This window comes from Nocardioides sp. LHD-245, from assembly GCF_030929495.1.
Taxonomy (GTDB): domain Bacteria; phylum Actinomycetota; class Actinomycetes; order Propionibacteriales; family Nocardioidaceae; genus Nocardioides.
Window position 1 is genome coordinate 89,042 of the sequence record NZ_JAVFWN010000001.1, and the last position, 26,854, is coordinate 115,895.

Genomic DNA, 26,854 nt, shown 5'->3' on the forward strand with positions numbered 1-26,854 from the left:
TCTGCCGTACCGGCAGCGGGGGAGCGAGCCGGCCAGTAGTTTCCGCCTCAGGGGAGCAGTAGTTTTCGCCTCATGGGAGAGGGAGGACGGCGTTCGCGCCGCTGGGTCAAGGTCACGCTGCTCTCGCTGCTGGCGCTGGTGGCCGTCGCAGCGATCGGGTTCTTCACGTTCGCGCCGCGGATCGTCGAGAGCGGCATGAACAAGGTCGACCCGGCGGAGCTGCCGTCGGTGGCCGCCGACACCCGGCGACTGCACGACTCGCTGGAGATCGTCGACATGCACGCCGACACCCTGATGTGGGACCGCGACCTGCTGGACCGGTCCGGCCGCGGCCACCTGGACCTGCCCCGTCTGGAGGACGGCAATGTCGCCCTGCAGGTCTTCTCCTCGGTGTCGAAGTCACCGAAGGGACAGAACTACGACAGCAACTCCGCCGACAGCGACAACATCACGCTGCTCACCTTCGCCCAGCTCCAGCCGCCCCGGACCTGGACCTCGCTGCTGCAGCGCTCGCTCTACCACGCCGAGAAGCTGCAGAAGGCCGCCCGTGAGTCGCGTGGTGCGCTCCGCGTGATCCGCTCCCGCCGCGACCTCGACCGCCTCGTCGACGACCGCGAGGGCGGCAAGCAGGTCACCGGCGCGCTGTTCTCCGTCGAAGGGCTGCAGAACCTCGAGGGGGACTTCGACAACCTCGACCGGCTCTACGACGCGGGCATGCGGATGGCCGGCTTCACCCACTTCTTCGACAACGAGGTCGCGGGCTCCATGCACGGCGAGGACAAGGGCGGGCTCACCGACCTCGGCCGGAAGGTGTTCGCCGAGATGGAGCGCCGCGGCATCGTCGTCGACATCGCCCACGCCAGTCACGACGCGGTCGCCGAGATGCTCGCGCTGGCCACCCGGCCGGTCGTGCTCAGCCACGGCGGCGTGCAGGCCACCTGCGACGTCAACCGCAACCTCACCGACGACGAGATCCGCGGCGTCGCCGCGACCGGCGGCGTCGTCGGCGTCGGCTACTGGGACGCCGCCGTCTGCACCCTGACCACCGCCGCCGTCGTCGATGCCATCGACCACGTGGTCCAGGTCGGCGGCATCGAGACCGCCGCCCTCGGCAGCGACTACGACGGTGCCACCACCGTCGGTTGGGACACCACCCACCTCGCCGCGATCACCCAGGAGCTGGTCGACCGTGGGTACGACGACGCGGCGATCGCGGCGATCATGGGCGGCAACACGCTGCGGGTGCTGCGGGCGACGCTGCCGCAGTAGGGGGCAGTCGCGGACGTCGATCGGGCCGCCCACCGCCTCCGGGCATGCCTGTGCCCCCGCGACCGTCGGGGCGCGGGGTGTGGGGCGGGGTGGCTACTCGTCGGGTGGGTGGGTGGTCCGGATGGGGTGGGTGCCGCGGTGGTCGACCCGGAACCGGTGGCCGGTCGGGCTGGTCCACACATAGGTCGCCGGCATCACGATGTCGTAGCGCCAGGTGGAGTGGGTCTTCGCACGATGGTGTCGTCGGCAGAGCGCGACCTCGTTGCACGGACACGTCGGTCCGCCCTCGCCGTAAGGGCGGTGGTGGTCGAGGTCGCAACGGGTGGCGGGGCGGGTGCAGTGCGGGAACCGACAGGTCTGGTCCCGCAGGACCACCCGGGCGCGGTGCCGGTCGGGGATCTCGTACGACCCGACCGGGAGATGGTCGGCCAGGTCGATGACCGGTCGCACGATCACGGTCGTATGCCGGACACGGAGCCATTCCCGGATCTGCGCCGAGGTGATCGGGCAGCGGCCCTCGTCCCACCGGCCGACGGGGTTCCCGAACGGGTTGTCCCCGGTGGCCGTGGTGTCGGTGATGGTGGTGTCGGTGATGTGGACGTTGAGGACGACCTTGCGGCCCGGGACCGTGTCCACGACCACCTCCCCGGTGTCGGGGTCCGGGATCAACAGGTCCAGGGCGAGGTCCTGGCGGGCCAGCTCGGCCGCGGCCTTCGAGCGCCGCACATCGAGCGTCGAGTCGTCACCGAGCCGGCCCAGGACCTCGGCTCGGCGGGCGACCGCGAGGTCGAGGTCGTGTCCGTCGGCGGCATCCAGGAGCCCGTCGAGGTGGACCAGGCCGTGTGCGTCGACCTCCCCGACGTCGAAGCGCCGACCATCCGCAGCCTTCTGCCGCTCGGCCTCCGCGCGTTCGGGGTCGAACCGCAGCACCGCCTCGGCGACCAGTCGCTCGAGCTGGGCCCACCCGACCCCGGAGGCATCCCAGAGCTGTCGGTCCACGAACCCCGCCGCCTCGGCCGACAGGGGGTGGGTGAGGTCGGCGATCCGCTCGGCCCGCCACGGCGCCAACCGACCAGCCACGACGGCGGCGTAGACGTTCGGGAGCCGCCAAGCGCACTCGATCACCCGCCCGACATACGCCTTCCCACCATCCGGAGACCGGCCCAGCACCGCGACCAGCTCCATCAACCCGAACTCGCTGACCAACGGTGCGCCGTCGCCGGCGATCGGGACCCCGGTGTCGAGGTAGCCCTCGGTGATCGTCGCCGCACCTTCCGGCGAGGCCACGATGTGGTCGCTGGCCCAGGTCGCGATGTCCTCCCACTCCTCGACGATCAACGTCTCGCGGGACCGGATCCGCTCGCCGACACGCGACAGCAACACTGCTGTCGAACGGGCGTCGGTGGCGAGATCCATGACTGGATTCTCCCACCCGCCCACGACACTTCAAAGCGTCGCAAACCCGCCTGTGGACAGGCGAAACCCCGATCCGGGGGTGTGGACAAGCGACGTCACGCTCAGTGACACAGCACCCGAACCGCCGACCGCGAAACCGCAGCCCGACCACCGAACCCAGCCACCTCCCCAACGCTCTCGTCGCTGCCTTACGGAACGGAACCGGCTACGAGACCGAAGCGCACGGGCAGTTCCGAAGCCCTCCGCCCGTGACTCCGCGCCCCGTCGACCTCAGCGGGCGGAGTCCCGCAGCGCCGCGTCCAGCGCAGCCATCAGCACCGCCGGCCGGCCCCGCCCGGCCGGGGCGGCCGGGTAGCGCCCCAGCACCTCGACGAGCACCGGCGTCGCCCGCAGCCCGGCAGCCTCGATCGAGGCGAGCCCGACAGCCGGATCGTCACCGGCGGCGAGTTCGGCGATCCGCGCCGCATTGGCCGAGGCGCGCAGGATGTGCCCGACCTGATGGGCTCGGGCGATGGGGTGCAGGTACGCCGCGGAGGCGGCGTCTCCGGCCGCCTGGGCGGCGAGGCGCGCCGGCTCGGTCGGAGCGTCGGCAGCGGCCCGGTGGGCGTCCATCGAGGCCGTCCGCTGGAGGCGGGTCCGGGGTGCGCCGTCGGCGAACACCCGCGCCGCGTCGAGCGCGACCCGTGGGCGAGGGTCGTCCGGGCAGGCCTCCTCGAAGACCGGCAGGACGGACTGTGCCGCGCCCAGCGCGAACCGGGCGACCTCGCGCAGCTCGTCGAGGGTCAGCTCGACGTCACCCGACGCCACAGGTGCGGGCGCCGACTCAGATCCCGATCGGGTGCCAGACCGTCTTGTGCTCGACGAACGCGGTCATCGGGGACAGGCCGGGGTCGAGGGTCCAGTCCGGCTCGGCGTCCGGCGCGCGGCGTACCCGCTTGAGGTTGTCGGCCGCGGCCACCTCCAGTGAGGTCGCCAGCTCCGCGGACCCCGCGACGCCGCACAGGTCGATCGCGTTGACGTCCATGTGGGCGGCCAGCCACGGTGCCAGTACGGCGGCGTCGCCGGTGAGGATGTTGACCACACCCCCGGGGACGTCGGAGGTGGCGAGCACCTCGGCGAAGGTGACCGCCGGCAGGGGACGCGCGTAGGACGACACGACCACGGCGACATTGCCGGTCACGATCGCCGGCGCCACGACGGACACCAGGCCCAGCAACGAGGAGGACTGCGGCGCGAGCACGCCGACGACGCCGGTGGGCTCGGGCGCGGTGTGGTTGAAGAACGGCCCGGCGACGGGGTTGGCGTTGCCGATCACCTGGGCGAGCTTGTCGGCCCAGCCGGCGTACCAGACCAGGCGGTCGACGGCGGCGTCGACCTGGCCGCGAGCCGCGGCGGCGGTGCCGCCCTCGGACTGCTTGACCGCCTCCTCGAACTGCGGACGGCGGTCCTCCATCACCTCGGCGATCCGGTACAGGATCTGGCTGCGGTTGTAGGCGGTGCGGGCGGACCACGGGCCGAACGCCTTGCGGGCCGCGACAACCGCGTCGCGGACGTCCTTGCGGGAGGCGAGGGAAGCGTTGGCCACGAACTTCCCCTTGCTGTCGGTGACCTCGTAGGAGTGGCCCGACTCCGAGCGCGGGAACGCGCCGCCGATGTAGAGCTTGTAGGTCTTGCGCACGTCGATGCGGGCCATCAGGCGTCCGCTCCCTTCAGGTACGCGGCGAGGCCCTGGCGGCCACCTTCGCGGCCGTAGCCGGACTCCTTGTAGCCGCCGAACGGGCTGGCCGGGTCGAACTTGTTGAACGTGTTGGCCCAGACCACCCCGGCCCGCAGCTGCGAGGCCATGTGCAGGATCCGGGAGCCCTTCTCGGTCCACACCCCGGCGGAGAGGCCGTACGGCGTGTTGTTGGCCTTCTCGACCGCCTCGGCCGGGGTGCGGAAGGTCAGCACGGACAGGACCGGCCCGAAGACCTCCTCGCGTGCGATCCGGTGGGCCTGGGTGACGCCGGTGAAGATCGTCGGCGGGAACCAGAAGCCGGACGCGGGCAGGTCGCACGGAGGCGCCCAGCGCTCGGCGCCCTCGGCCTCGCCGATGTCGGACAGCTCGCGGATCCGGTCGAGCTGCTCACGGGAGTTGATGGCGCCGATGTCGGTGTTCTTGTCGAGCGGGTCGCCGACGCGCAGCGTGCCCATCCGGCGCTTCAGCTTCGCGAGCAACTCGTCGGCGACCGACTCCTGCACGAGCAGCCGGGAGCCGGCGCAGCAGACGTGGCCCTGGTTGAAGAAGATGCCGCCGACGATGCCCTCGACCGCCTGGTCGATGGCCGCGTCGTCGAAGACGATATTGGCGGCCTTGCCCCCGAGCTCGAGGGTCGCCTTCTTGTCGGAGCCGGCGATCGCTCGGGCGATCGCCTTGCCGACGGCGGTGGAGCCGGTGAACGCGACCTTGTCGACGTCGGGGTGGGACACGACGGCCTGGCCGGTGCCGCCGGCGCCGGTCACGATGTTGACCACGCCCGGGGGCAGATCGGCCTGCTGGCAGATCTCCGCGAACAGCAGCGCCGTCAGGGGAGTGGTCTCCGCCGGCTTGAGCACGACCGTGTTGCCGCACGCCAGCGCGGGCGCGACCTTCCAGGCCAGCATGAGCAGCGGGAAGTTCCACGGGATGACCTGGCCGGCCACCCCCAGCGGCTGCGGGTCCGGGCCGAGCCCGGCATGCTCGAGCTTGTCGGCCCAGCCGGCGTAGTAGAAGAAGTGGGCGGCGACGACGGGTACGTCGACGTCGCGGCTCTCCTTGATCGGCTTGCCGTTGTCGATCGACTCCAGCACGGCCAGCTCGCGGCCGCGCTCCTGGATGATGCGGGCGATCCGGAAGAGGTACTTGGCCCGCTCCCTGCCCGACATCCGCGACCAGCCGCGGAACGCGCGCCGCGCCGCGCGTACGGCGAGGTCGACGTCGGCCTCGGACGCCTCGGCGATCTCGGCGAGGGTCTCCTCGGTGGCCGGGTTGACGGTCTTGAAGGAGGAGCCGCGCCCGTCGACGAACTCGCCGTCGACGAACAGGCCGTAGGACGGCTTGATGTCGACGATGCTCCGGGACTCCGGAGCCGGTGCGTACTCGAAGGGAGTGCTTTTCTTGGCCAAGGCGATCAGTCCAGGGTGAAGTAGTCGGGACCGCTGTAGCGGCCGGTGGTCATCTTCGTGCGCTGCATGAGCAGGTCGTTGAGCAGCGTCGAGGCGCCGAAGCGGAACCAGTCCGGGTCGAGCCAGTCGTCGCCGGCGATCTCGTTGACCATGACGAGGTACTTGATCGCGTCCTTGGCGGTGCGGATGCCGCCGGCCGGCTTGACGCCGATCTGGACGCCGGTCGCCTCGCGGAAGTCGCGGACCACCTCGAGCATGACCAGGGTCACCGGCAGCGTCGCGGCCGGCTGGACCTTGCCGGTGGAGGTCTTGATGAAGTCGGCGCCGGCGAGCATCGCCAGCCACGACGCGCGGCGGACGTTGTCGTAGGTCTGCAGCTCGCCGGTCTCGAAGATCACCTTGAGGTGGGCGTGGGAGCCGTCGGGGCGGACGCAGGCCTCACGGGTGGCGACGATCTCCTCGAAGACCTGGAGATAGTGTCCGGCCAGGAACGCGCCCCGGTCGATGACCATGTCGATCTCGTCGGCGCCGGCGGCGACCGCGTCGCGGGTGTCGGCGAGCTTGACGGCCATCGACGCCCGGCCGCTGGGGAACGCCGTGGCCACGGCGGCGACGTTGACCTCGGACCCGACGACGGCCTTGACCTCGCCGACCAGGTCGCCGTAGACGCACACGGCCGCCACCGACGGACAGGACGGGTCGGCGGGATCGGGCCGCAGCGCCTTGCTGGCCAGCGCCCGCACCTTGCCGGGGGTGTCCTGGCCCTCGAGCGTGGTCAGGTCGACCATCCGGATCGCGAGGTCGAGCGCCCACGCCTTCGCGGTCGTCTTGATCGACCGGGTCCCGAGCCCGGCCGCGCGGGCCTCGGCGCCGACCTGGTCCACGCCGGGCAGGCCGTGCAGGAAGCGGCGCAGCGAGGCCTCGCCGGCGGTCACCTCGGAGTACGCCGCGAGTCCCGGAGCGGGATCGGTGGGTGCGGTGGTCGACATCTGCCCAGCATAGGGTTGGGAGCGTGCAGAACGAAGGTGTCGAGAAGGCGGAGCGCTACAGCTCGGGCGGACTCGTCGTCGGTGTGATCGGCCTCGTCTTCGTGGCGATCGCGATCGGCTACGGCCTGCTCGACCCGGAGGCCGGATTCGCGCCGTGGGCGTACCCGTTCTGCCTGCTGCTCGGCGTGCTGATCTGGATGATCCTGATCCGGCCCGCGCTGCGGCTGCACCACGACGAGCTCGAGCTGCGCAACGCGCTGCACACCCGCTGGGTGCCCTTCGCGCTGATCACCTCCGTGGAGATCGGTCAGGTCACCGTCGTGAACGTCGGCGAGACGAAGTACGTCGGCAGCGGCTTCGGCCGCACCCGACGCACGATCCGCCAGGACAAGTCGGCCGCCCATGACACGCCGCTGGAGAAGCGGTCCACGGCCTGGCTGATCGAGGACAAGCTGCACCGGCGGATGGCGGCCGGCCAGGAGCGGGCCGCGCGCGAGCTGCGCTCCGGTGAGGGCGTCGAGCGGCGGGTCCGCCACGCCTGGGCCTGGCCCGAGATCGGCGCCCTCGTCGTCCTCCTGGTGGCGACGGTGGTCCTGGCCCTCGTCGGCTGAGCATTTCCGCCGGTTCGTAGGCTGCACGGCATGCAGACCCCAGCCCGGCTCGTCGCCGCCGCCGTCGTGTCCCTGTCCGTGCTCGCCACCAGCGCCTGCGGCGACTCGGGGGAGGACAAGGCCTCCGACTCCTCGTCGGCCGAGCCGACCAGCGACGCTCCGGTCGCCGCGGGCGGGGAGTGCACGGTCGACGACATCGAGGTGGCGGGCGAGTTCGGCAGCGCGCCGACCATCACCGTGCCCGACGACTGCACCCCGCCGGCCACCCTGCTCTCCAAGGACCTCGTGACCGGCACCGGCCCGGCCGCGGAGGCCGGCGACACGGTCGAGACGAACTACCACCTGGTGACCTGGTCCGACAAGGAGGTCCTCGACAGCTCCTTCGAGCGCGGGCAGACCTTCCCCCTGGAGGATCTCGGCAACGCATCGGTCATCGACGGCTGGAACCAGGGCCTGATCGGCGTCCAGCAGGGCACCCGTCGCCTGCTCGTCGTCCCGCCGGACCTGGGCTACGGCCAGGGCGGCAACGGCATCGCGCCGAACGAGACCCTGGTGTTCGTGGTCGACGCCGTCTCCGTCAGCTGACGGAAGGCCGCTCAGATCCCGGCTGCCGCCGCGATGTCGGCGCGCAGCGCGGTGAGCCGGGTGGCGGCCTCGGCACGCGCGGTGGCGACGTCCCCATCGACGACGGGGACGACGACCTCGAGATAGCACTTGAGCTTGGGCTCGGTGCCGCTCGGGCGTACGACGACCCGGCTGCCGTCCTCGGTGCGATAGCGCAGTCCGTCGGTGGGCGGCAGCTCGGCCGAGCCGGCGGTCAGGTCGTCGGCCGCGGTGACCGCGGACCCGCCGAGCGTCGCGGGCGGGGTGTCGCGCAGGCGCCCCATGGCGGCGGCGATCTCCCCGAGGTCGGTGACCCGCACCGACAGCTGGTCGGTCGCGTGCAGCCCGTGGGTGACGGCGATGTCGTCCAGCAGGTCCGGCAGGGTCCGGCCCGCGGCCTTCGCCTCGGCCGCGATCTCACACAGCAGCAGCGCGGCCGAGACGCCGTCCTTGTCGGAGACGTGCTCGGGGTCGACGCAGTAGCCGAGGGCCTCCTCGTAGCCGAAGACCAGCCCGGGCAGTCGGCCGATCCACTTGAACCCCGTGAGGGTCTCGGCGTAGCGCTGGCCGGCCGCGCGCGCCATCGTGCCGAGCAGCGAGGACGACACGATCGAGGTGGCGTAGACGCCGGAGCGTCCGGCCCGCAGCAGGTGGTCGGCCAGCAGCGCGCCGACCTCGTCGCCGCGCAGCATCCGCCACCCGCCGTCCGTGGCGACGTCGGGGACGGCGGCGGCACAGCGGTCGGCGTCCGGGTCGTTGGCGATCACGATGTCGGCACCGGTGCGCCGCGCGAGCGCGACCGCGCGGTCGATGGCGCCGGGCTCCTCCGGGTTGGGGAAGGCGACGGTCGGGAAGTCCGGGTCCGGCTCCTCCTGCTCGGCGACGACCTGGGGCGAGTCGAAGCCCGCGTTCTCCAGCACCGTCGGCAGGGCGCCGCCTCCGACGCCGTGCAACGGGGTGTAGACGATGGTGAGGTCCCGCGGGCCGTCGCCGGCGATCGCGGCGACGGTGTCGAGGTAGGCGTCGACGATGCCGTCGTCGAGGACCCGGCCGCCCGTCGCCTCCAGCGGCACCCGCGGCACGGACTCGAGGCTGCCGACGGCCGCGATCCGCGCCGCGATCCCGCTGTCGGCCGGTGGCACGATCTGGCTGCCGTCGCCGAGGTAGACCTTGTAGCCGTTGTCCTGGGGCGGGTTGTGGCTCGCGGTGACCATGACGCCGGCCGCGCAGCCGAGCTCGCGGATCGCGAACGCCAACAGCGGCGTCGGCAGCGGCCGGGGGAGCAGCAGCGGCTTGAGACCGGCCCCGGCCATCACCTCGGCGGTGTCGCGCGCGAAGACGTCGGAGTTGTGGCGGGCGTCGTACCCGATGACGACCGGGGCGCCCGGAGTGGTCCCCGTCTCGCGGAGGTACGCCGCCAGGCCGGCCGCCGCGCGGATGACGACGATCCGGTTCATCCGGTTGGGCCCGGCCCCGAGCGCGCCGCGCAGGCCCGCCGTACCGAACTCCAACGTGCCGCGGAAGCGGTCGGCGAGGTCGGCGCGCGCGCTCGCGTCCCCTGCCTCGACCCCGGCGATCACCCGGAGGAGCTCGTCGCGCGTCTGCGCGTCCGGATCCTCGGCGAGCCAGGACTGGGCCCGGGCGAGCAGGACGTCGGTGTCAGGCGTGGTCACCGGCCCACGGTAGCGGTCAGCCGTTGACCGTGCTCATGTCGCCGTACCGCTCGCCGGCGACGGCGTCGCGGGGGACCGCGACGGTCAGCGCGGCCAGGTCGTCGGCACTCAGCTCGACCGCGCGGGCACCTGCGTTCTCCTCGAGGTAGGCGACCCGCTTGGTGCCGGGGATCGGCGCCACGTCGTCGCCCTGGGCGAGCACCCAGGCGAGGGCGAGCTGGCCGGGCGTGCAGCCGTGCTGGGCCGCCAGCGCGCGGACCTGGTCGACGAGGCCCAGGTTGGTGACGAGGTTGTCGCCCTGGAAGCGCGGGAAGTAGGCCGACGACCGGCTGTCGCCGTCGCCGAAGCCGTCGGTGCCGACGGTGCCGGTGAGGATGCCGCGCCCCAGCGGGGAGTAGGGGACCAGCCCGATGCCGAGCTCGCGCACGGTCGGGAGGATCTCGTCCTCGAGGTCGCGGGTGAAGAGGGAGTACTCCGTCTGCAGCGCGGTGACCGGGTGCACCGCATGGGCGCGACGGATCGTGTCGGCCGACGCCTCGGACAGTCCGAGGTGGCGCACCTTGCCCGCCTCGACGAGCTCCTTCATGGCGCCGACGGTCTCCTCGATCGGGACGTCGGGGTCGACGCGGTGCTGGTAGTAGAGGTCGATGTGGTCGACGCCCAGTCGCTGGAGGGAGGCGTCGCAGGCGGCGCGGACGTACTCGGGGCGGCCGTTGATGCCGCGCCGGGTGCCGTCGGGGTCGCGCTGGACGCCGAACTTGGTCGCCAGCTGGATCTCGTCGCGGCTGTGCGAGCTGGTCGCGATGGCCTTGCCGACGAGCTGCTCGTTGGTGAAGGGGCCGTACATGTCGGCGGTGTCGAGGAAGGTGATCCCGAGGTCGAGCGCGCGATGGATGGTCGCGATGCCGCCGGCCTCGTCGGGGGTGCCGTAGAAGTCCGACATGCCCATGCAGCCGAGGCCGAGGGCGGAGACCGTGAGCGGGGACGTCGTACCGAGGGTGCGGGTCGAGTTCGTCATGACCACCAGCCAACTCCTTGGAGTGCGCTCCAGGTCAAGCGCTGCGCTCGAGCTCGACCAGCCGGCCGGCGTAGACGTCGATCTTGTACTCGATCGCGGCCAGGTGGGCCTGGACCTCGGCGAGCTGGCGCAGCACCTGCTCGCGGTGGTTCTGGAGCAGGGCGAGGCGCTCCTCCTCGGTGCCCTCGCCGGTCCGGACGAGCTCGGCGTAGCGGCGTACGTCGCGGATCGGCATGCCGGTCGAGCGGAGCCGGGTCACCAGCTCGATCCAGCGCAGGTCCGTGCTCTCGTAGCGCCGGTGTCCGCTCGGGTCGCGGGGGACCGGGCGCAGCAGCAGCCCGTCCTTCTCGTAGTAGCGCAGCGTGTCGGCCGTGAGCCCGAGGGCGGCGGCCGCGTCGGCGATGGTCTGTCTGGTGCTCGGCATGCCCCCAGTGTTGCTCGGGGCATGATGGAGGGGTGCGCCGGTCGTTCGTGTTCTCCGACGCCTGGGTGGTCGACGCCCCGCCCGCCGCCGTCGCGGCCACCCTCGTCGACCTCGAGGACTACCCCCGCTGGTGGCCGCAGGTGCGCGCCGTCGCGAAGCTCGGGCCCGACACGGCCTGGGTGTGCTGCCGTTCGACCCTGCCCTACACCCTCGACCTCGTGCTGGACGCGGTCTCCCGCACCCCGCCGGTGGTCGCGGTCGCGATCAGCGGCGACCTCGACGGGTTCGCGCGGTTCACCCTGACGGCGGCGGGAACGGCCACCCGGCTGGACTTCGCGCAGGAGGTGTCGGTCGGCGGAGCGCTCGCGCTGGCGTCGTACGCCGTCCGGCCGGTGCTGGTGTGGAACCACCGCCGGATGATGGCCGGCTGCCGGACCGGGCTGGCGGCCCTCCTCTCCTCCCCCGGGTGATCGACAGCGATCCGATCGACCTGGTCGATCCGATCGCTGTCGATCAGCCGCGTCTCACCGACCGCTTGCGCTGCCGGTGCCGCCAGGCCCGTAGCACCAGTACGAGCACGACGCCGACGGCCGCGCCGAACGCCGCTCCGGTGGTGTTGTCGATGATGTCGGTGACATCGCAGGCGCGGTCGATCCGGGCGAGCTCGAGCTGGGTCGCCTCGATCAGCGCGGAGTAGCCGGCCAGGCCCACCAGGCCCAGCGGCGCGAGGAGCCAGCCGGCGCGCCAGCGGCCGACGGCGAGGACCAGCAGGGTGCCGGACGGCACGAACAGCGCGGTGTTGAGGGTGCGCTGGCCGGACTGGAAGATCCAGAAGCCGTCGGGCGCGGGGCCGCCGATGTCCCAGGAGCAGGAGGTCAGCCGGCCCTCGGCGGGGACGATGCCCGTGTCCGCCGACGTCGGCACCAGGGTCACCAGGGCGATCACCGCGACCGACCAGACGAACCCGGCGATCGCGATCGCCGACACCCAGCCGAGCGGACGCACCAGGACCAGGGAGAGGAGACCGCAGCCGAGCGCCGCGACCCCGATCCCGAGCAGCATGACCCCGGTGCCCCCGAACCCCACCATGGGGCCAGAGGCTAGCCAGATCCGCCCAATGGCGCGAAGCGGCCGGTCGAGCCGATCAGGCGGCGCGGTAGCGCTCGATCTGCCCGCCGAGCTCGTCGAAGAGCGCCTGGTTGAGGCTGAACACCGCGCGCACCTCGTCGACGATCCGGGTGACCTCGTCGGGCGTGAGGTCGAGGGCGTCGAGTCGGGCGCGGTAGGCGTCCTTGTAGGGCTTCGGCTTCGGGATCTCGGTGAACTCGTAGAAGCTGACGCCGGTGTCCGCGGGCAGGTTGAAGGTGCGCTGCAGCACCCGGCCGATCACCTGGCCGCCGGAGAGGTCGCCGAGGTAGCGGGTGTAGTGGTGCGCGAGCAGCAGCCCGCCCCACGCACCGGCCGAGCGGATCCGCTCGACGTACGCCGTCGCGGCGGGCGAGTCGACCTGCGCGGGGTCGACGCCGGGAGCCCAGTGCGCGAGGTCGGCGTCGATGGCGGCGAGCCGGTCGAGCGCGGCGTCGTGGACGGCGGCGACGATCTCGTCGTCGCGGTGGTCGGTGACGACCTCCTCCAGCGCGGCGTAGACGCGGCGCAGCCGGAGCAGGAGGTCGGCGTACGCCTCGGCGGTGAGCTTGCCCTCCAGCAGCTCGGCCATGAACGTCGAGCCCTCGGCCGCCTGGTGCTCGGCGCGCGAGCCCTCGCGCATGGCGGTCGACAGGGTCAGGTCCTCGTCACGGACGGTGGTGGCGACGGACATGGCGGCAGCTCCTCGGGAGGTGGCGGTGACAACTTACTGACTAAGTGTCAGGAAGATAGGGGCCGCCTGTCAATACGTGGCGCCGACTTTTCCTTAGGTCTACCTAACTTTCTTGCGGCGGGCGGGGTCCGGTCAGGTCAACCCATGTGTCCGAGGCCGCGGAGCACGAACTCCTCGACGGCACCCACGGGCAGCTGGCGGGTGGCCAGCGCGGCATGGAGGAGCGAGATCGCGGACTTGCGGTCGGAGACCCGGAACGCGCCCTCGGCGATGCCCTGGTCGAGGATCTCCTCGAGGACCTCCTCCACCGCCGCGACGTGGTCGTGGATCTTCTCCATGGCCTCCTCGGAGAGGAGGTGGTAGAGGATCCCGCCCATCCCGGTGTGGAACTGCTGGCCGGCCTGCAGCTGGTGGCGCAGGTAGACCCGGATCTTGGCGACCGGGTCGGGCACCAGGTCCAGGTCGCGGCGCAGGTCGGCGAGGTAGTGCTGGGTCTCCTCCGTGGCGAAGGCGACCACGACCGCCTCCTTGTCGCGGAAGTGGTGGTAGATCGCGGTCCGGCCGAGGTCGGCCCGGGCGGCGATCTGGGCCATCGTGATCGCGTCGAAGCTGCGCTCGTCCATGAGGGTCGCGAAGGCGTCGAAGATCTTCCGCCGCACCAGGTCACGGTGGGCGGGGACGGTCTCTGCGGCGATCTTCGGCACAAGTCGATCCTAGAGGCGAAAAAGGGCCGGCTGATGAACGGGGAGCAGGGGTGTGCCCGCCGTGCGGCAGGCACACCCCCGGATCTCACGGGCGACGGCTACTTCTTGCCCTTGACCTTGACCTTCGTCACCGACGTGCCACCGGGGTAGGTGACGGTGACCTTGTGGGTGCCCTTCGCGAGCTTGGGCAGCGCCACGGTGGTGGTGCCCGATGCGTCGATGGTCACCGTGATCGTCTTGGTGGCCTTCTTCTTCGCCTTCTTGCCCTTGGCCTTCGGCTTGGTCTGCTTGACCACGACCGTCACCTGCTGGCCGGCGAGCCCGGTCGAGGTGATCGTGACCGAGCCCTTCTTGCCCTTGGCATTGGGCTTCTTCGCCGGCGCGACGGTCGCCGAAGGGGTCGGCTTCTGCGGCTCGGGCTTCGTCGTGAAGGTGATCGGTGTGTAGGTCTCGTACGACGCAGCGACCGCGCCGCTGCCCGGGTAGGTGTAGATGCCGTAGTTCGTCGCTGTCGGGACGGCCGCCGCTGCGGTGTCGGCCGCAGCCTTGTCGACAGTGAGGGTGGCGCTGAAGGTGCCTTCAGGGGTGAGCTCGATGGCGCCGGCATTCGGCCCGCCGATGGTCGCCATGTCCGCCGCGAGGACTGCCCACTTCTGGGCGGCGATCTTCCGGTTCGCACTCGGCACGTTCGCCGAGGGCCGCCACGCGGTCGGGAACTTCGCGAAGACGACGTACGCGCCGCCCGCCTTGCCGCTGAGCGGGGGCCGGGTTCCGGTGGCCAATGCCGGGTCGAACCCGGAACCGGTGACGGTCACCTGGTGGGAGCCGTCGGCCGCCAGGGTGGTCGGGGAGACCGTGACCTTCGGCGCGGCCGGAGCCTCGTCGCCGAAGGTCAGGCTCAGCGCAGTGGTGGGCTTGCGCGCGTCAGCGGCTCCGCCGGAGGAGTACCAGTAGGGGCCTCCGCCGGTCTGCTGCACCCAGTCGACGAAGGACTGGGGGAAGGAGCCCCAGGCCGTGCCGGTACGAGCCTGGGGGACGGCACCCACGGGTGCGTCGTACTCGACGCCCAGGTAGTCGGGAGTCGCGGTGAAGCCGAGCGTCTCGACGTCCACGTCGGACAGGGTCGCGAGGGTGACCTCGTCCGCGTCCAGGTCGACCCACTCGTCGGGGGCCGCCTGGTCGGTGCCGAAACCGTCGACCGTGGCCGTGAGCTCGCCCGAGCCGTCGCCGTTGACCGTCAGTTTCGGGTCGGAGACGTAGAAGAACGACATGCCCGAGTAGTAGATGACGGACGCGTCGCCGTCCCACTGGATCGAGGCCGTGTTGGCGGCCGTGTCGATGGTGCCGGTGCCGTTGCGGAAGACGAGCTGGGTCTCGGCGAGCACGCCGTTGCCCGTCGTACCGTTGACGCCCATGAAGTCCTGGTGGGTCCCGAGGAAGGTGGCCGGCGCGTAGCCGCCGCCCGGCTGGCGGTCCTCGACCGTGACGTTGCCGGCTGAGCTGGTCCAGCCGGCCGGAGCGTCGTTGGACCAGGTCGCCCCGTTGTCGGCTGCCTTGAGGGTCTTGCCGCCTGCGCCGGGGTCGCCGATCTTGCCGGCGGACATCAGGTTCCACGTGCCGGGGGCGAAGCCCGCGGCGTTGGCCTCGTTGTTGATGCCCCAGCGGAGCTGGGCATCGTCGACCGCGACGGGGGCCGCGTGGGCGGGTGCCGTCGCCGCGCCGAGGACGGACAGTCCGGTGGCGGTCAGGGCAGCGGCGGCGATGCCGGCGATGCCTCTACGTGGGCTCTTCATCGGATTCCTTTCAGGATTCTCATCAGGGGTGCGGACACGGTGATCCCGACGGCTCCGAGCAGCAGGAGGGATCCGAGGACCCACTCCCAGGCGCGACCGGACGGGTCCGGCCGCTCTCCTGAGGTGGGGGAGGAGGTGAGGGCGTAGGCCACCGGTGGCTGGTACGTCGCTGGGTTCGTCGTCACGGATTCCGGTGCTCCGACACCGGCCGCGAACGGCTGTCCGGGGAGGGCAGGGCCGGCGGGCTGGGCGACGGGGAAGGAGGGGCCTGGCGGCTGCGCCGCCGGCGGCTTCTTGCCGGCCTTGTTCTTCGGCTGCTTGTCGGTCACGACCGGCGCCACCACGGGCTTGTCCGGCTGGATCGCGGTCTTCGCGTCCCAGCTGATCAGTACGGGCTTGGGGGTCTTGTAGGCGTCGCTGGCGCCGCCGGAGGAGTACCAGTAGGCGCCGGAGCCGGCCTTCTCGACGAAGGCGAGGAAGGAGGCCGGGAACGCTCCCCAGAAGGCACCCGTGCGCACCTGTTGCGAACCGTCGGCCGGAGTGTGTGCGATCCCGAGGTAGCGCGGTGTGGCGGTGAAGCCTCGGGGCGCGGACAGTTGCGGGATGCCGACGCCGTCGAGGTCCGCCAAGGTGACCTCGGTCGGCGGCACGGGCACCCACTTGCTCTGGTCCTCCATCGAGCTGGCGAAGCCACTCGCGGTCGCGGTGATGGTGGCCGAGGTCGGTGTGACCGTGAGCACCGGGTTGCTGAGGCTGAAGAACGTCATCCCCGAGTAGAAGAAGATGGTGAACGAGCCCTGCCAGGCGATCGTCGCCGTGCCGGCGACGGGATCGACCTTTCCGGTGCCGCCGCTGATGACGACCTGATGGTTGCTGAACAGCCCACCGGTCGGGCTGGACAGCGGAGTCGTGTCATCGGCGGCGGTCTTCAGGCCGGCCAGGTTCGCCGGCCGTGCGCCGGCCGTGGTCACCTTCTCGATCTGCACCGCACCGCTGGCCGCGCGCCACGCGACCGTGCCATTGGGCCAGGCGCCGGTGGCGAGATTGATCGTCTGACCGCCGCTGCCGGGGTCGGGGGCGGCGCCGGCGGAGAGGAAGTTGAACGTGCCGGGGGCGAACGCCCGGTTGTTGCTCTCGTCGTTGACGCCCCAGCGGAACACCGCATCGGACACCGCGAACGGGCCGTTGTCGGGCGCCGCGGTCGGGCTTGTCGGATCGGTCGGCTGGTCCGTGGGCTGGTCCGTGGGCTGGTCCGTGGGCTGGTCCGTGGGCTGGTCCGTGGGCCCGTCGGTCGGCTGGTCGGTCGGCTGGTCGGTCGGGCCGGTGGATCCCTCGGTCGGCTCGCTCGTCGCGGTGCTCTCGGCCGTGGGTACGACGCCCGCGACGTCGCCGCTCCCGCCGGCCGCGGTCGCGGCGGAGAGCAGGGTGCCGGCACCGAGGACCGCGCAGCAGACGGCCAGGACGACCGCGACGACCCGCCTCATGCCGCCGCTCCCGCCGGAGCGGACGGGCTGGAGGGGCCGGAGGAGCCGGATGCGCGCCGCCGGCGCGCGAGCAGGAGTCGCAGGAGCAGGCCGAGGACGGCGAGCAGGAACACGCAGCCGGCCACGATCAGGAAGACCCGGCCGGGGCTCGCCCCGTCGTCGTCCGAGGCGGCCGCCGCGGTCGTCGGGTCCGCCGCGACGTCGGCGGGACGGACCGCGAAGCGCTCCGCGGCCTGGCCGCCGGTGGCGGCACCGGTGAGACGCAGTTCGTGGGTGCCGGGCGTCAGGTCGGTGGGGAGCGGCAGGATGCCCGCCACCTCGCCCGACGGCCCGGCGATCATGGGCCCGATGCCGGCGACGCCGTCGTCGAGCACGCCCAGGACCTGCTCGCCGGGCCGGAAGCCGGTGGCGGTGAAGGCCAGGGTGTTGCCGACCTTGGCGGTCAGCCGGTCGGTGGTCAGTCGGGGGACGCCACCGGCGGCCGGTACGGCGGCGCCGGGTGCCGCTGCGGCGTCCGGAGCCGCGGGCTGGCCGGTCTCCGGCGTGGTGCCCTGGGCGGGCGGAGCGGCCTGGTCCGCACCCGTGGCGGGCTGCTCCTGGCCGGTCGCCGGAGCGGCGTCGTACACACGGGAGAACCGGACGGGCGTGAACGTCTCGTTGGAGGGGTTCTTCACGCCGTGCGCGCCGACCGTGATGACGCCGCAGGTGACCTTGGTGCAGTCGACGGTGGTGACCTTGCCGTTGCGATCGACGCTCTGGAAGGTCGGTCCGGGCACGGTCAGCGTCACCTTGAAGGAGCCGTTCTTGCCCAGCACCGCGTTGGCCTCGGACGATGTCGAGCTGCCGGGGAAGGCGATGAACTTGAGGTAGCCCTGATTGTTAGCGGCGTCCTCGCTGTCGGGGATGTAGCGGTAGTCCGACCCGGTCACGCCGCCCTTCGAGGGCTTCCAGGAGCTGCCGCGCGGGTCCTTGACCCATCCGAACATGAGGTAGACGCCACCGAAGCCGCCCTTGACGACCTGGAAGCCGGAGCCGCTGATGGTCAGCTCGGTGCGGTACTTCGAGTCGGCGGCGGCGGTGCCACGGTCGTTGGTGACGGTGATCCGCGCGGCCGCGGCGGCAGGCGCCGTCGTGGTCGCGGTCAGGGCGACCACCAGGCTGGTCGCCAGCAGCGCGAGGACGATCAGGCGGCTGATCGGTCGGCTGGTGAGCGGGTGCGGGTTCATGCGGTCTCCTCCCGGGACATGAGCGAGCGCCGGTCGGGGAGCACCAGCAGGTCGCCGGTGCCGGGATGGGTGAGGACGTCGATCGGGTGGTCGTAGACGAGGCTCAGCAGGGGAGCGGTGAACACCTCGCGCGGTGCGCCTTCGGCGGTGACCCGGCCGTGGTGCAGGAGCGCGACCCGGTCGGACCAGGCGGCGGCGAGGCTGAGGTCGTGGAGCACCACGACCACGGCGGCGCCCGCGGAGGCCTGGGCCCGCGCGTGGGCCAGGACCGTCTCCTGGTGTCCGATGTCGAGGGCGGCCGTGGGCTCGTCGAGCAGGAGGACGCCGGTGCGCTGGGCGAGCACGCGGGCGAAGGAGGTGCGGCCCTTCTCTCCACCGGACAGGAGACCGAACGGCTGGCCGGCGAGGTGCTCGATGTCGGCGGTGGCCATCGACTCGGCGACCACGCGGTCGTCGTCGTCCTCCGCGTCGGTGCCGCGCCACGGCGCCCGTCCCATCCGAACGACGTCGACGGCCGGGAAGGGGAACGAGATCCGGTGCTCCTGGGTGAGCACCGCGCGGCGGCGCGACATCTCGCGCAGCTTCCAGTCGGCGAGCGAGCGGCCCTCGAGCATCACCTCCCCCCGGTCGGGGGTGAGGTCGCCGGCGAGGACCGAGAGCAGGGTGGACTTCCCGGCCCCGTTGGGGCCGACCAGGGCCAGCACCTCGCGCCGGTGGACCTGGAGGTCGACCGCGTCGAGGATCGGGCGGCGTCCGAAGCTCAGGGTGACGTCGGACGCCGTGAGCGCAGGGCTGCCGGTGGCGTGGTGACCGTCGTGGTGGTGGTGACTCACGCCCAGCCCCCCGAGGTGCGACGGGTGCGGCGCAGCAGCCAGAAGAAGAACGGCCCGCCGACCAGCGAGGTCAACATGCCGAGCGGGAGGTCGGTGTAGGCGACGAAGGTCCGTGCCACCGTGTCGGCGCAGATGAGCACCAGCGCCCCGGCGAGGAACGACGCGACGAGCAGGACCCGGTGCCCCGGGCCGGTCACCATCCGCACCAGGTGGGGCACGATCAGGCCGACGAAGGCGACGATGCCGCAGAAGCTGACCGCGGCCGCGGTCAGCAGTGCGACGACGACGATGAGCACGATGCGCAGCCGCTCGACGTTGACACCCAGGTGCCGGGCGGAGCGCTCGCCGAGGGCCAGCAGGTCGAGGCTGCGGGCGCAGGCGAGGGCGATCGCGACCCCGATCGCGGCCAATGGCGCGACCACGACGACATAGGACCAGCGGCTGCCGTTGAGGCTGCCGAGCTGCCAGAAGACGATCGACTCCCGTGCCTGGGTGTCGCCGACGAACATGAGCAGCGCGAGGAGTGCGCCGGCGACGGCGTTGACCGCGATGCCGGTCAGGACGAGCGTGACGACCTCGGTGCGCCCGTCGGAGCGGGACAGCGCGTAGACGAGCAGGGTCGTGACCAGGCCGCCGACGAAGGCGCAGACCGGGATCGACCAGTCGCCGGCGAAGCGGAGGCTGAAGACGATCGCGACCGCGGCGGCCACGGCGGCGCCGGAGGAGACGCCGACGACGCTCGGCTCGGCCAGCGGGTTGCCGAAGACGCCCTGCATCGCGGCACCGGCGACCGCCAGCGAGCCGCCGACGATCACCGCCATCGCGATCCGGGAGAACCGGACGTTCCACAGGGTGTACTCGCCGCGCGGGTGACTCGGTAGCGGGCCCACGTCCAGGCCCAGGCGGTGGGCGATCGAGCCGAGGATCTCGTTGATCGGGATGGCCAGCTGGCCCGACCCGCCGGCGACCAGCGCGGCGACGACCAGCGCGATGCCGAGGCCGGCGTAGAGGAGGGCGACCCGGCGCCGCCGACGGCGGTCGACAGCGGCCGTGGCGCTCGTGGCGCTCTCGCCGACCGGCTCCGACCGCATGGTCGGGCCGGGGACGGTGGCGGTCACAGCCGGTCCTCCGCGGGCAGGCTATCGGGGGCGTAGAACGCGACGGCGAGGGCGTTGAGCACGGCGGCGGTGCGCGGCCCGAAGCTCAGGATCTGCGCGTCGTCCATGGCGATCACGCGCTGGTTCTCGCCGGCGGGGGTCTGGGCCAGCGCCGGGAACTGGTCGAGGAGGCCGTCGACGCCGCCCACCGACTCCAGGCCCTTGCTCATCATCACGACGACGTCGGGCTGGGCCTTGATCAGGCCCTCGTCGTTGACCGGCTTCATGCCGTCCCAGCCGATCTCGCTGCTGACGTCGTAGCCGCCCACGGCGGAGACGAGGGCGTCGGCGCCGGAGCCCTTGCCGAACATGTAGTAGACGTTGGCCTGGCCCCGGACGTACAGGAAGATCGTGCGCAGCTGGCCGGTGACGTCCTGCGGGGCGACGGTCGCGATCTGCGCGCGCACCGCGTCGGCCTCCTGCGTGATCCGGGCGCCGAGCTCCTTGCCCTGCTCCGGTACGCCGAGCGCGTCGGCCACCTCCTGGGTGAGCGAGGCGAGGTTCTCGAAGTTGCGGTCCCCGTCGACGACGACGACCGGGATGCCGGCGTCGCGGACCTGCAGCACGACGTTCCACGGCCCGAGGGAGGTGTCAGTGATGAGGACACTCGGGTTCAGCTCGAGGATCGCCTCGGCGTTGAGCTCGTGGCCGTTCTGGGTGACCAGCGGCCGGTCCTCGACCTCGGGATAGGACGAGGACACGTCGCGGCCCACGATGTTGTCGCCGAGACCGAGCTCGAACACGGTCTGCGACAGGGTCCCGTAGATGTCGAGGGCCAGGATCCGGCTCGCGTCCGTGACGGTCACCTCGGTGCCCTGCGCGTCGGTCACGGTCGCCGGCAGTGCGGGGGTCGGGTCCTCGTCGACGGGCCGGATCTCCGGGTCGGGGAGGTTGATGTCGACCGCGCCCTTCCAGGCGCGCGGGTCGTCCAGCGCGGTCACGTCGGCGATCGAGGGCACCGTGGTCCCGGGCTGGTCCGCGCCGTGGCCCTTCTTGCCGTCGATGACCGCTCCGCAGGCCGTCAGGGTCAGCGCCACGACGGCGAGGGTGAGCGTGCGGAGCGGGCGGGACGTGCGGGCGATCATGAACGGCTCTTTGCTGTCAGAGTGTCAACATCTCGGGCGATCCGACCCTAACACACAGCTTAGGCTCACCTAATTTCTGACGGAATCGCCCATTCTGTCGGGAGTTTTCGGGCAGGACGAGCTGCCGAGAGGTTCTGACGAATTGTCAACGATCTCCTTGACGGGGTCGGACAATTCGGTAAGGCTTACCTTATCTCGATCGTCGCGGACACACCAGTCGGCCGCGTTCGGGAGACGAGGCCGTGCGGCGGGATCGCCGCGTGGGTGGACCGGGGCGCCGAACTTTCGCAGGGAACAGCGCCCCGGCCGGCCCCACGGCCTCTTCATGGCCGCGCATGCGCGGCCCGACAAGGGAATCGGCCACAGGGCTGGTTCCGATCCTAGAGAAGGAGAAGAACCCATGACATCCACCCCGAGCCGTCGTACGCCGGCACGCCTCCTCGCGGTCCTCGCGGCCACCGCCGCGGCGGGCGCGCTGAGCCTCTCCGCCCCGGCGGCGCACGCCTCCGACGTCAGCGACTCCGACAACGTCTCGCTCACGCCGTCGTCCGGCAGCTACCTCGACGGCGCGCTGGTCGACATCGACCAGTCCGGGCTCGCCGCGAACACCGATTACACGGTGAGCATCTGCGAGTGGGACACCTACACGACCTTCCTGATCGCCCAGATCCCGGCCTGCATCGCCGGCACCAGCCAGGTCGACGTGACCACCGACGGTTCGGGCAACCTGCACGTGGACGACTACGAGCTGCTCACGGGAGGCGCCAACGCCCACGCCTTCCTCGGGCCCTCTCAGCCGGCCAACGTCGACTGCGACGCCCACTTGTGCGAGGTCGTCGTGACGCCCGCCCACGGGGGCGGCAGCGGCGGCTCGTACGCCGGCGACAGCGCCGAGTTCAACGTCTCCTGACGACTGAGGAGCGGCGGCGTGCGGGCTCGGGACCGTACGCCGCCAGCTCCGCTCTCCCTCCCCGACCCACGAAGGCCACCCGCATGAAACGCGTCGTCCTGACCCTGCTCTCCCTCGCCCTGGTGCTCGCCGGGGCCGCCCTCGTCGCCTCGGCGTCGCCGGCCCGCGCCGTGTCCACCGACATCAGCGCCGGCACGGTGAGCTGGGGGATCAAGGCCTCCTGGCGCAGCTACATCGGCGCGCACAACACGACCACCGGGGGCGGTGCCACGGTCAGCGGAGTGACCGGCAACGTCGCGGACGGCTTCGACTTCCCGGTCACCGCCGGCAGCTACGACGACGCGACCCTCACGACGACGCTCCGGCTCGGAGGCTGGGTGCGCTTCCAGGCCTATCGGGACGACGCGGGGCGCTACGCCCTGGACTCGACCTTCACGGACCTGGAGCTGCGGATCGGTCCGGATGCCCAGGAGATCCGCGGCACCTACGTCGGCTACAGCCGCGACGACCCGGGCGGGGCGATGGAGGAGTATGTCGACGTGGTGCTCGCCACGCTCGACCCGGCCGGCGCCGCCGGCACGAGCTTCGAGGCCGATCGCACGACGTGGGACTCGATCCCGAGCCAGGGCGGCGACGGCCAGGCGCTCTACGCTCCGGGCACCACCTTCGACCCCGTCTCCGTCGACTACGAGGGCCCCGGTGGCATGCCCGACCTCGCCGAGCGCTTCGCCGAGCCCGGCGTTCCGGTGCTGGGCGAGGGCGCCCGCTGGCTGAGCGGCAGTGCCGTGAGCGGCGGCAACAACGCGTCGCGCTCCCTGGAGGTCTCGGCGCAGGGCGACCTCGTCTATGCGGTCCAGTTCGACGCCGCACACGGCGCGCAGAACCTGATCTTCACCGCGCTCGACGCGCAGGAGCTGACCCCTGTCGGCACGCCGTACGCCCATCCGATGGTGGCCACGGGAAGCGCGGGGCGGTTCCTGCGTACCGCGATCGACCCCGCGACCGACACGATCTTCTTCGTCACGGCCAAGGACGGCCCGGCCCAGAACGAGGTGACGCTGCGCACCGTCCGCTTCGACCGCGTGGACGGGACTTTCGACGCGGGCGTCGTCGGCGCCATCGCGACCTCGACCTCTCCGGGCGTCGGCAACCTGACCTGGAACAAGGCGTCCGGCGAGCTCGGCGTGCTGGTGTCGAGCGCCTCCACCGCGACCGAGCAGAACCCCTACTTCCTGGTCCGCGTACGACCGGCCGACGACGGATGGTCCGTGAGCCGGGCTCCCGTCCAGTGGCCGGCCAGCGGCGACTTCCCCGGAGGCTGGGGCCTGTCGCGCACCACGACGGCCAGCTCGTCCAATGACGCGGCCGCGTCATTGGCGCCGCTGGGCGACGGATCGTATGTCGTCGCGACGAACGCCACCAGCGTTCGGATCGACGGCGTCGACCACTACGCCCCGGCGTTCCGGCTCCTGCCGACGAGCGACAGCACGGTCGAGACCTCCGGGATCGCCGACACGGCGGCGAAGCCCTTCGACGAGACGGAGGCGGTGCACTACGGCTGGGCCGCGGCGACAGCAGGGCCGGGCGGCTCGGTCTATCTGCACGGACTCAACCAGCGACTCGACGACTACCAGCGCGTCGACGTCGAGGGCGGTGCGGCAGTCGCGCGACCGGCGACGGAGGGTGAGCCGATCCCCCTCTACCTGGAATACGGGATCCGCACCTCCCGCACCGCCGAGATGCTCGCGTACGACGCCGACCGCGGATTCCTCTGGGCCAGCGACGACTCGGACGCGGCCGGCCGGACCCTCAAGCTGGTGGACGACTCCGGCACCCTGGCCGGCTATCGGATCGCGGAGTTCTCGCGCGGGGGCGGCGGCGCGATGGTGATCAGGACCGGGGTCGACGGCTCCGTCTATGTTCCGATCCAGTCGGCCGCGAACCCGCGCGAGTTCGGCTACCGCCGGATGGTGTTCGAGGGCATCGCGCCGAGGGTCACCACGCAGCCTGTCGACGTCGCCGTCGAGCTGACCCCCGGCGAGGCCGAGCGGCCGGTGAGCCTGACCGCGGCGATCGATGCCGCGCTCGGGGGCGAGCTCCAGTGGCAGGCCCGCAAGCCGGGGGAGGCGCGGTTCAAGGACCTGCCGGGCGCGACGTCGGCCACGCTGCAGGTCGACGCGACGCCGGCGACCGGCGGGACGTCGTACCGGCTGAAGGTGGCGAACGAGGCCGGCACCGTGGTCTCCGACGAGGCAGGCCTGACGGTGACCCACGCTCCCCGGTTCGGCCTCGACGCGCGCGACCGCACCGTCACCGAGGGCAGCGACGCGACCTTCGTCGTCCACGCCCAGGCCAGTCCGCAGCTCACGGCGGTCACCTGGCAGCGTCGCGTCGGCGGCTACTGGGAGCCGATTCCGGAGGACGACGACAACGTGGTCGTCGAGACCGCGGACGGCGTCTCCTCGCTCACCGTCGTCGACACCAACGTCGACCAGTCCGGCTCGCTCTTCCGGGCCAAGGCCGTCAACCCGGTCGGCACCACGTACTCGGCCGCCGCCCGGCTGACCGTCAACGCCAGGCGCGGCGTGCCCGACGCGGGCCTCACGCTCGACGGGGTCACGCTGGAGTGGTCGGGCAGCGAGGAACTGCAGTCCGCCCCGCCGTTCGGCGGGTCCAACTACCTCTCCGCCGGCGTCTCGGCCGGCGACGAGGCCAGCTACCGCGCCGTCGCGGACGACGTCGCGATCGTCCACCGGGCGGCCGACGGCGCCGAGACCCCGGCGAGGTGGGCGACCCGGGCGGCGCCGGTCGCGGGCGACGTCGACCAGCTGGTCCGGTTCTCCGGCGGTCGGGCGCAGCTCGCCGCGGACGGCTCGGGCCGGGTGCGCTGGGAGGGGACGTTCAGCGTCAACTTCTACGGCGGGCTGGTGCCCTTCTGGCTCACCGATCCCGAGCTGGTCGTGACCGCGGACGGCAGCGGGACGCTGAGCGCCGATGTGGACGGCTACGGCTCGAGCATGGCGAACCCGGAGCAGCGCACGCCGCTGGACATGGTGGCCGACGTGCCGATCGCGACCTTCTCGGGCGTCGAGATCGACCCGGCCGGCGAGATCACCGTGACTCCCGCCTACGCGGGTGTCGAGGTGGACCTGCCCGCCGCGGCGACGCCGCAGGATCGCACCGCCGAGGGCTGGGGGGCGTGGCCGCAGGCCTTCGTCGACGTCCACCTCGCGACCGGGCTGTCCTCCTACTGGTACTCCTCGGGCGGCGCCGCCGACGGCAAGAAGTCGCCGGCCCCCTTCACCGTCGACTTCGCCGACGCCGAGGAGGAGCCGGCCGGGCCGGAGCCGTCCGGGCCGAAGGCCGAGGAGCCGGCGACGAAGGCCGTGCCCACCGTGGCGCTCGCGGTGGGCAAGGCCCGAGTCGGGAGGAAGGCCATGGCGACTGTGACGATCACCCTGCCGCGCGGCGTGGCGTCGTACTCCGGGCAGGTCGTGGTCCGGGCCGGTGACCGGATCCTCGGAGTCAAGCGGATCACGGTGTCGTCCGGCGGGATGGTGTCGGTCAAGCTCGGCAAGCGGGTGCTGCGACGCCTCGGCCCGGGCCGGCATTTCCTGACCGCCGCGGTCCGGCCCACGGCGACGACCGAGGCCGCGGCGAGCGACGTCGTGGTGGTGAAGGTCAAGAAGAAGCGGAGGCGCTAGCGAAGCGGCGCGCGAGCCGGTCGAGCAGCTCCGTCAGCTCGGCCGGCTCCTCGACCTCGAAATCGTGGTCGAGGTTGGCCAGCACGAGCACCGGCCAGTCCAGGCTGTCGGTGTTCATCGTCATCCGGCACGCGTCGTCACCCTGGGGCACGACGCTGCCCCAGCGGCCGATCACGGCCGTGACCTCGGCGGCCGGGGCCTGGATCACGATGCTGACCTGGTGGCGCTGCGGCCGGTCGCGCAGTCCGCGGCTGACGTATCGGGCCGCGTCGCCGCCGGGGATCGCGCGGGGCCGGAACCGCTGCCCGGTCGTGACCGGTACGCCGGCGACCCGGTCGACCCGGAACGAGCGCCAGTCCTGGCGCTCGCGGTCGTGGGCGACGAGGTACCAGCGCCGGCCGAGGTTCACCAGCCGGTGCGGCTCGACCCGGCGGGTGGTGCCCGTGCCGTCGTAGGCCGTGTAGGAGAACGTGACCACCTCGTCGTCGCGGCAGGCCTGGGCGAGGGTGGTGAGCACCGTGGGGTCGAGCGCCGCGCCGCCCGACCAGGGCAGGCCCTCGGTCTGGGTCTGCAGCGCGGCCATCCGGCGGCGCAGCCGTGGCGGCATCAGCGCGATCACCTTGGTCAGCGCCTGCAGCGTGGTGTCCTCGAAGCCGGGGACGCCGCCGTTGGCCGCAGCCCGCAGCCCGACGGCGACAGCGACGGCCTCGTCGTCGTCGAGCAGCAGCGGAGCCATCGCCCCGCCGGCCCGGAGCTGGTAGCCGCCGGCGACGCCGCGCGCCGCGTCGACGTCGTACCCCAGGTCGCGCAGCCGCTCGACGTCGCGGCGCAGGGTGCGCTCGCTGATCTCGAGCCGGCCGGCGAGCTCCCCGCCGGTCCAGAACCGGTGGGTCTGGAGGAGGGACAGGAGCCGCAGCATCCGGGCACTCGTGCTCATGTGCTCCAGACTAGATCTGAATCAGGACAGAAACTGACCGGAATGCTTCCTAGCG

Annotated in this window: 24 protein-coding genes; 6 read left to right on the forward strand and 18 right to left on the reverse strand. The window is 72.1% G+C overall.

Features of this window, described 5'->3' with window-relative positions:
* Positions 1-72 precede the first annotated feature (72 nt).
* Positions 73-1,269: a dipeptidase gene (locus tag RB608_RS00465; RefSeq protein ID WP_308085807.1), complete on the forward strand. Its 1,197-nt coding sequence runs from the start codon at positions 73-75 to the stop codon at positions 1,267-1,269.
* 93 nt (positions 1,270-1,362) lie between these two features.
* Here RB608_RS00465 and RB608_RS00470 read toward each other — a convergent pair whose 3' ends face one another.
* The 5 genes from RB608_RS00470 to deoC form a co-directional block, all read right to left on the reverse strand.
* Entirely contained in the window at positions 1,363-2,685 is a 1,323-nt protein-coding gene (locus RB608_RS00470) for a DUF222 domain-containing protein (RefSeq protein ID WP_308085808.1), read from the reverse strand.
* 270 nt (positions 2,686-2,955) lie between these two features.
* The gene (locus RB608_RS00475) at positions 2,956-3,492 is read right to left on the reverse strand and encodes a putative immunity protein (RefSeq protein ID WP_308085809.1); all 537 of its coding nucleotides are present in this window, start codon (positions 3,490-3,492) and stop codon (positions 2,956-2,958) included.
* 16 nt (positions 3,493-3,508) lie between these two features.
* Entirely contained in the window at positions 3,509-4,378 is an 870-nt protein-coding gene (locus RB608_RS00480) for an aldehyde dehydrogenase family protein (RefSeq protein ID WP_308085810.1), read from the reverse strand.
* A complete protein-coding gene (locus RB608_RS00485) occupies positions 4,378-5,829 on the reverse strand; it encodes an aldehyde dehydrogenase family protein (protein WP_308085811.1) in 1,452 nt (483 codons plus the stop codon). Before RB608_RS00485 ends, RB608_RS00480 begins: the two co-directional genes overlap by 1 nt.
* Positions 5,830-5,834: 5 nt before the next feature.
* Positions 5,835-6,818 carry a deoxyribose-phosphate aldolase gene (gene deoC, locus RB608_RS00490; RefSeq protein ID WP_308085812.1) on the reverse strand — a complete coding sequence of 328 codons (984 nt, stop codon included), beginning with the start codon at positions 6,816-6,818 and terminating at the stop codon, positions 5,835-5,837.
* A gap of 23 nt (positions 6,819-6,841) precedes the next feature.
* On the opposite strand from deoC, the gene RB608_RS00495 reads away from it, so the two are divergent.
* Together RB608_RS00495 and RB608_RS00500 are read left to right on the forward strand one after the other, a co-directional pair.
* The gene (locus tag RB608_RS00495; protein WP_308085813.1) at positions 6,842-7,429 is read left to right on the forward strand and encodes a hypothetical protein; all 588 of its coding nucleotides are present in this window, start codon (positions 6,842-6,844) and stop codon (positions 7,427-7,429) included.
* A gap of 30 nt (positions 7,430-7,459) precedes the next feature.
* The gene (locus RB608_RS00500; RefSeq protein ID WP_308085814.1) at positions 7,460-8,014 is read left to right on the forward strand and encodes an FKBP-type peptidyl-prolyl cis-trans isomerase; all 555 of its coding nucleotides are present in this window, start codon (positions 7,460-7,462) and stop codon (positions 8,012-8,014) included.
* 11 nt (positions 8,015-8,025) lie between these two features.
* Here the strand turns inward: RB608_RS00500 and RB608_RS00505 are convergent, their stop codons facing one another.
* The 3 genes from RB608_RS00505 to RB608_RS00515 are packed head-to-tail and all read right to left on the reverse strand — an operon-like array spanning position 8,026 to position 11,147.
* Positions 8,026-9,705 (reverse strand): phospho-sugar mutase, encoded by a 1,680-nt coding sequence (locus tag RB608_RS00505; RefSeq protein WP_308085815.1) that lies wholly within the window; start codon positions 9,703-9,705, stop codon positions 8,026-8,028.
* Positions 9,706-9,721: 16 nt separating this feature from the next.
* Positions 9,722-10,723, reverse strand: a complete 1,002-nt coding sequence (locus RB608_RS00510) for an aldo/keto reductase (RefSeq protein ID WP_308085816.1) — start codon at positions 10,721-10,723, stop codon at positions 9,722-9,724.
* 34 nt (positions 10,724-10,757) lie between these two features.
* Positions 10,758-11,147, reverse strand: a complete 390-nt coding sequence (locus RB608_RS00515) for a MerR family transcriptional regulator (RefSeq protein WP_308085817.1) — start codon at positions 11,145-11,147, stop codon at positions 10,758-10,760.
* Between the two features lie 32 nt (positions 11,148-11,179).
* Between RB608_RS00515 and RB608_RS00520 the strand changes: the two genes are divergently transcribed.
* A complete protein-coding gene (locus RB608_RS00520; RefSeq protein WP_308085818.1) occupies positions 11,180-11,617 on the forward strand; it encodes an SRPBCC family protein in 438 nt (145 codons plus the stop codon).
* A 43-nt stretch (positions 11,618-11,660) separates the two neighbouring features.
* On the opposite strand, the gene RB608_RS00525 is transcribed toward RB608_RS00520, so the two are convergent.
* The 9 genes from RB608_RS00525 to RB608_RS00565 form a co-directional block, all read right to left on the reverse strand.
* On the reverse strand, positions 11,661-12,236 hold the full coding sequence (locus tag RB608_RS00525) for a VanZ family protein (RefSeq protein WP_308085819.1): 576 nt from the start codon (positions 12,234-12,236) through the stop codon (positions 11,661-11,663).
* Positions 12,237-12,291: 55 nt separating this feature from the next.
* Positions 12,292-12,966, reverse strand: coding sequence for a biliverdin-producing heme oxygenase (locus RB608_RS00530; protein ID WP_308085820.1), 675 nt, complete (start codon positions 12,964-12,966; stop codon positions 12,292-12,294).
* A gap of 137 nt (positions 12,967-13,103) precedes the next feature.
* Positions 13,104-13,670: a TetR/AcrR family transcriptional regulator gene (locus RB608_RS00535; protein WP_308085821.1), complete on the reverse strand. Its 567-nt coding sequence runs from the start codon at positions 13,668-13,670 to the stop codon at positions 13,104-13,106.
* Between the two features lie 98 nt (positions 13,671-13,768).
* Positions 13,769-15,463, reverse strand: coding sequence for a hypothetical protein (locus RB608_RS00540; RefSeq protein ID WP_308085822.1), 1,695 nt, complete (start codon positions 15,461-15,463; stop codon positions 13,769-13,771).
* Positions 15,460-16,947, reverse strand: a complete 1,488-nt coding sequence (locus RB608_RS00545; RefSeq protein ID WP_308085823.1) for a PT domain-containing protein — start codon at positions 16,945-16,947, stop codon at positions 15,460-15,462. The genes RB608_RS00540 and RB608_RS00545 overlap by 4 nt, the downstream gene beginning before the upstream one ends.
* Positions 16,944-18,173 carry a hypothetical protein gene (locus tag RB608_RS00550; protein ID WP_308085824.1) on the reverse strand — a complete coding sequence of 410 codons (1,230 nt, stop codon included), beginning with the start codon at positions 18,171-18,173 and terminating at the stop codon, positions 16,944-16,946. Before RB608_RS00550 ends, RB608_RS00545 begins: the two co-directional genes overlap by 4 nt.
* Positions 18,170-19,006 (reverse strand): heme ABC transporter ATP-binding protein, encoded by an 837-nt coding sequence (locus RB608_RS00555; RefSeq protein ID WP_308085825.1) that lies wholly within the window; start codon positions 19,004-19,006, stop codon positions 18,170-18,172. Before RB608_RS00555 ends, RB608_RS00550 begins: the two co-directional genes overlap by 4 nt.
* Positions 19,003-20,124 (reverse strand): iron ABC transporter permease, encoded by a 1,122-nt coding sequence (locus RB608_RS00560; protein ID WP_308085826.1) that lies wholly within the window; start codon positions 20,122-20,124, stop codon positions 19,003-19,005. Before RB608_RS00560 ends, RB608_RS00555 begins: the two co-directional genes overlap by 4 nt.
* Entirely contained in the window at positions 20,121-21,248 is a 1,128-nt protein-coding gene (locus RB608_RS00565; protein WP_308085827.1) for an ABC transporter substrate-binding protein, read from the reverse strand. The genes RB608_RS00560 and RB608_RS00565 overlap by 4 nt, the downstream gene beginning before the upstream one ends.
* A gap of 400 nt (positions 21,249-21,648) precedes the next feature.
* Between RB608_RS00565 and RB608_RS00570 the strand changes: the two genes are divergently transcribed.
* Together RB608_RS00570 and RB608_RS00575 are read left to right on the forward strand one after the other, a co-directional pair.
* Positions 21,649-22,158, forward strand: a complete 510-nt coding sequence (locus RB608_RS00570) for a hypothetical protein (protein WP_308085828.1) — start codon at positions 21,649-21,651, stop codon at positions 22,156-22,158.
* Between the two features lie 83 nt (positions 22,159-22,241).
* Positions 22,242-25,862, forward strand: coding sequence for an HtaA domain-containing protein (locus RB608_RS00575; RefSeq protein WP_308085829.1), 3,621 nt, complete (start codon positions 22,242-22,244; stop codon positions 25,860-25,862).
* Here RB608_RS00575 and RB608_RS00580 read toward each other — a convergent pair.
* Positions 25,840-26,799, reverse strand: a complete 960-nt coding sequence (locus RB608_RS00580) for a YafY family protein (RefSeq protein WP_308085830.1) — start codon at positions 26,797-26,799, stop codon at positions 25,840-25,842. The genes RB608_RS00575 and RB608_RS00580 overlap by 23 nt on opposite strands.
* Positions 26,800-26,854 lie beyond the last annotated feature (55 nt).

Coding starts and splice junctions, on each gene's coding strand:
- RB608_RS00580 (WP_308085830.1), bottom strand. CDS start 26,799: ATGAGCACGAGTGCCCGGATGCTGCGGCTCCTGTCCCTCCTCCAGACC.
- deoC (WP_308085812.1), bottom strand. CDS start 6,818: ATGTCGACCACCGCACCCACCGATCCCGCTCCGGGACTCGCGGCGTAC.
- RB608_RS00550 (WP_308085824.1), bottom strand. CDS start 18,173: ATGAACCCGCACCCGCTCACCAGCCGACCGATCAGCCGCCTGATCGTC.
- RB608_RS00500 (WP_308085814.1), top strand. CDS start 7,460: ATGCAGACCCCAGCCCGGCTCGTCGCCGCCGCCGTCGTGTCCCTGTCC.
- RB608_RS00515 (WP_308085817.1), bottom strand. CDS start 11,147: ATGCCGAGCACCAGACAGACCATCGCCGACGCGGCCGCCGCCCTCGGG.
- RB608_RS00510 (WP_308085816.1), bottom strand. CDS start 10,723: ATGACGAACTCGACCCGCACCCTCGGTACGACGTCCCCGCTCACGGTC.
- RB608_RS00540 (WP_308085822.1), bottom strand. CDS start 15,463: ATGAAGAGCCCACGTAGAGGCATCGCCGGCATCGCCGCCGCTGCCCTG.
- RB608_RS00575 (WP_308085829.1), top strand. CDS start 22,242: ATGAAACGCGTCGTCCTGACCCTGCTCTCCCTCGCCCTGGTGCTCGCC.
- RB608_RS00480 (WP_308085810.1), bottom strand. CDS start 4,378: ATGGCCCGCATCGACGTGCGCAAGACCTACAAGCTCTACATCGGCGGC.
- RB608_RS00565 (WP_308085827.1), bottom strand. CDS start 21,248: ATGATCGCCCGCACGTCCCGCCCGCTCCGCACGCTCACCCTCGCCGTC.
- RB608_RS00545 (WP_308085823.1), bottom strand. CDS start 16,947: ATGAGGCGGGTCGTCGCGGTCGTCCTGGCCGTCTGCTGCGCGGTCCTC.
- RB608_RS00525 (WP_308085819.1), bottom strand. CDS start 12,236: ATGGTGGGGTTCGGGGGCACCGGGGTCATGCTGCTCGGGATCGGGGTC.
- RB608_RS00470 (WP_308085808.1), bottom strand. CDS start 2,685: ATGGATCTCGCCACCGACGCCCGTTCGACAGCAGTGTTGCTGTCGCGT.
- RB608_RS00465 (WP_308085807.1), top strand. CDS start 73: ATGGGAGAGGGAGGACGGCGTTCGCGCCGCTGGGTCAAGGTCACGCTG.
- RB608_RS00530 (WP_308085820.1), bottom strand. CDS start 12,966: ATGTCCGTCGCCACCACCGTCCGTGACGAGGACCTGACCCTGTCGACC.
- RB608_RS00570 (WP_308085828.1), top strand. CDS start 21,649: ATGACATCCACCCCGAGCCGTCGTACGCCGGCACGCCTCCTCGCGGTC.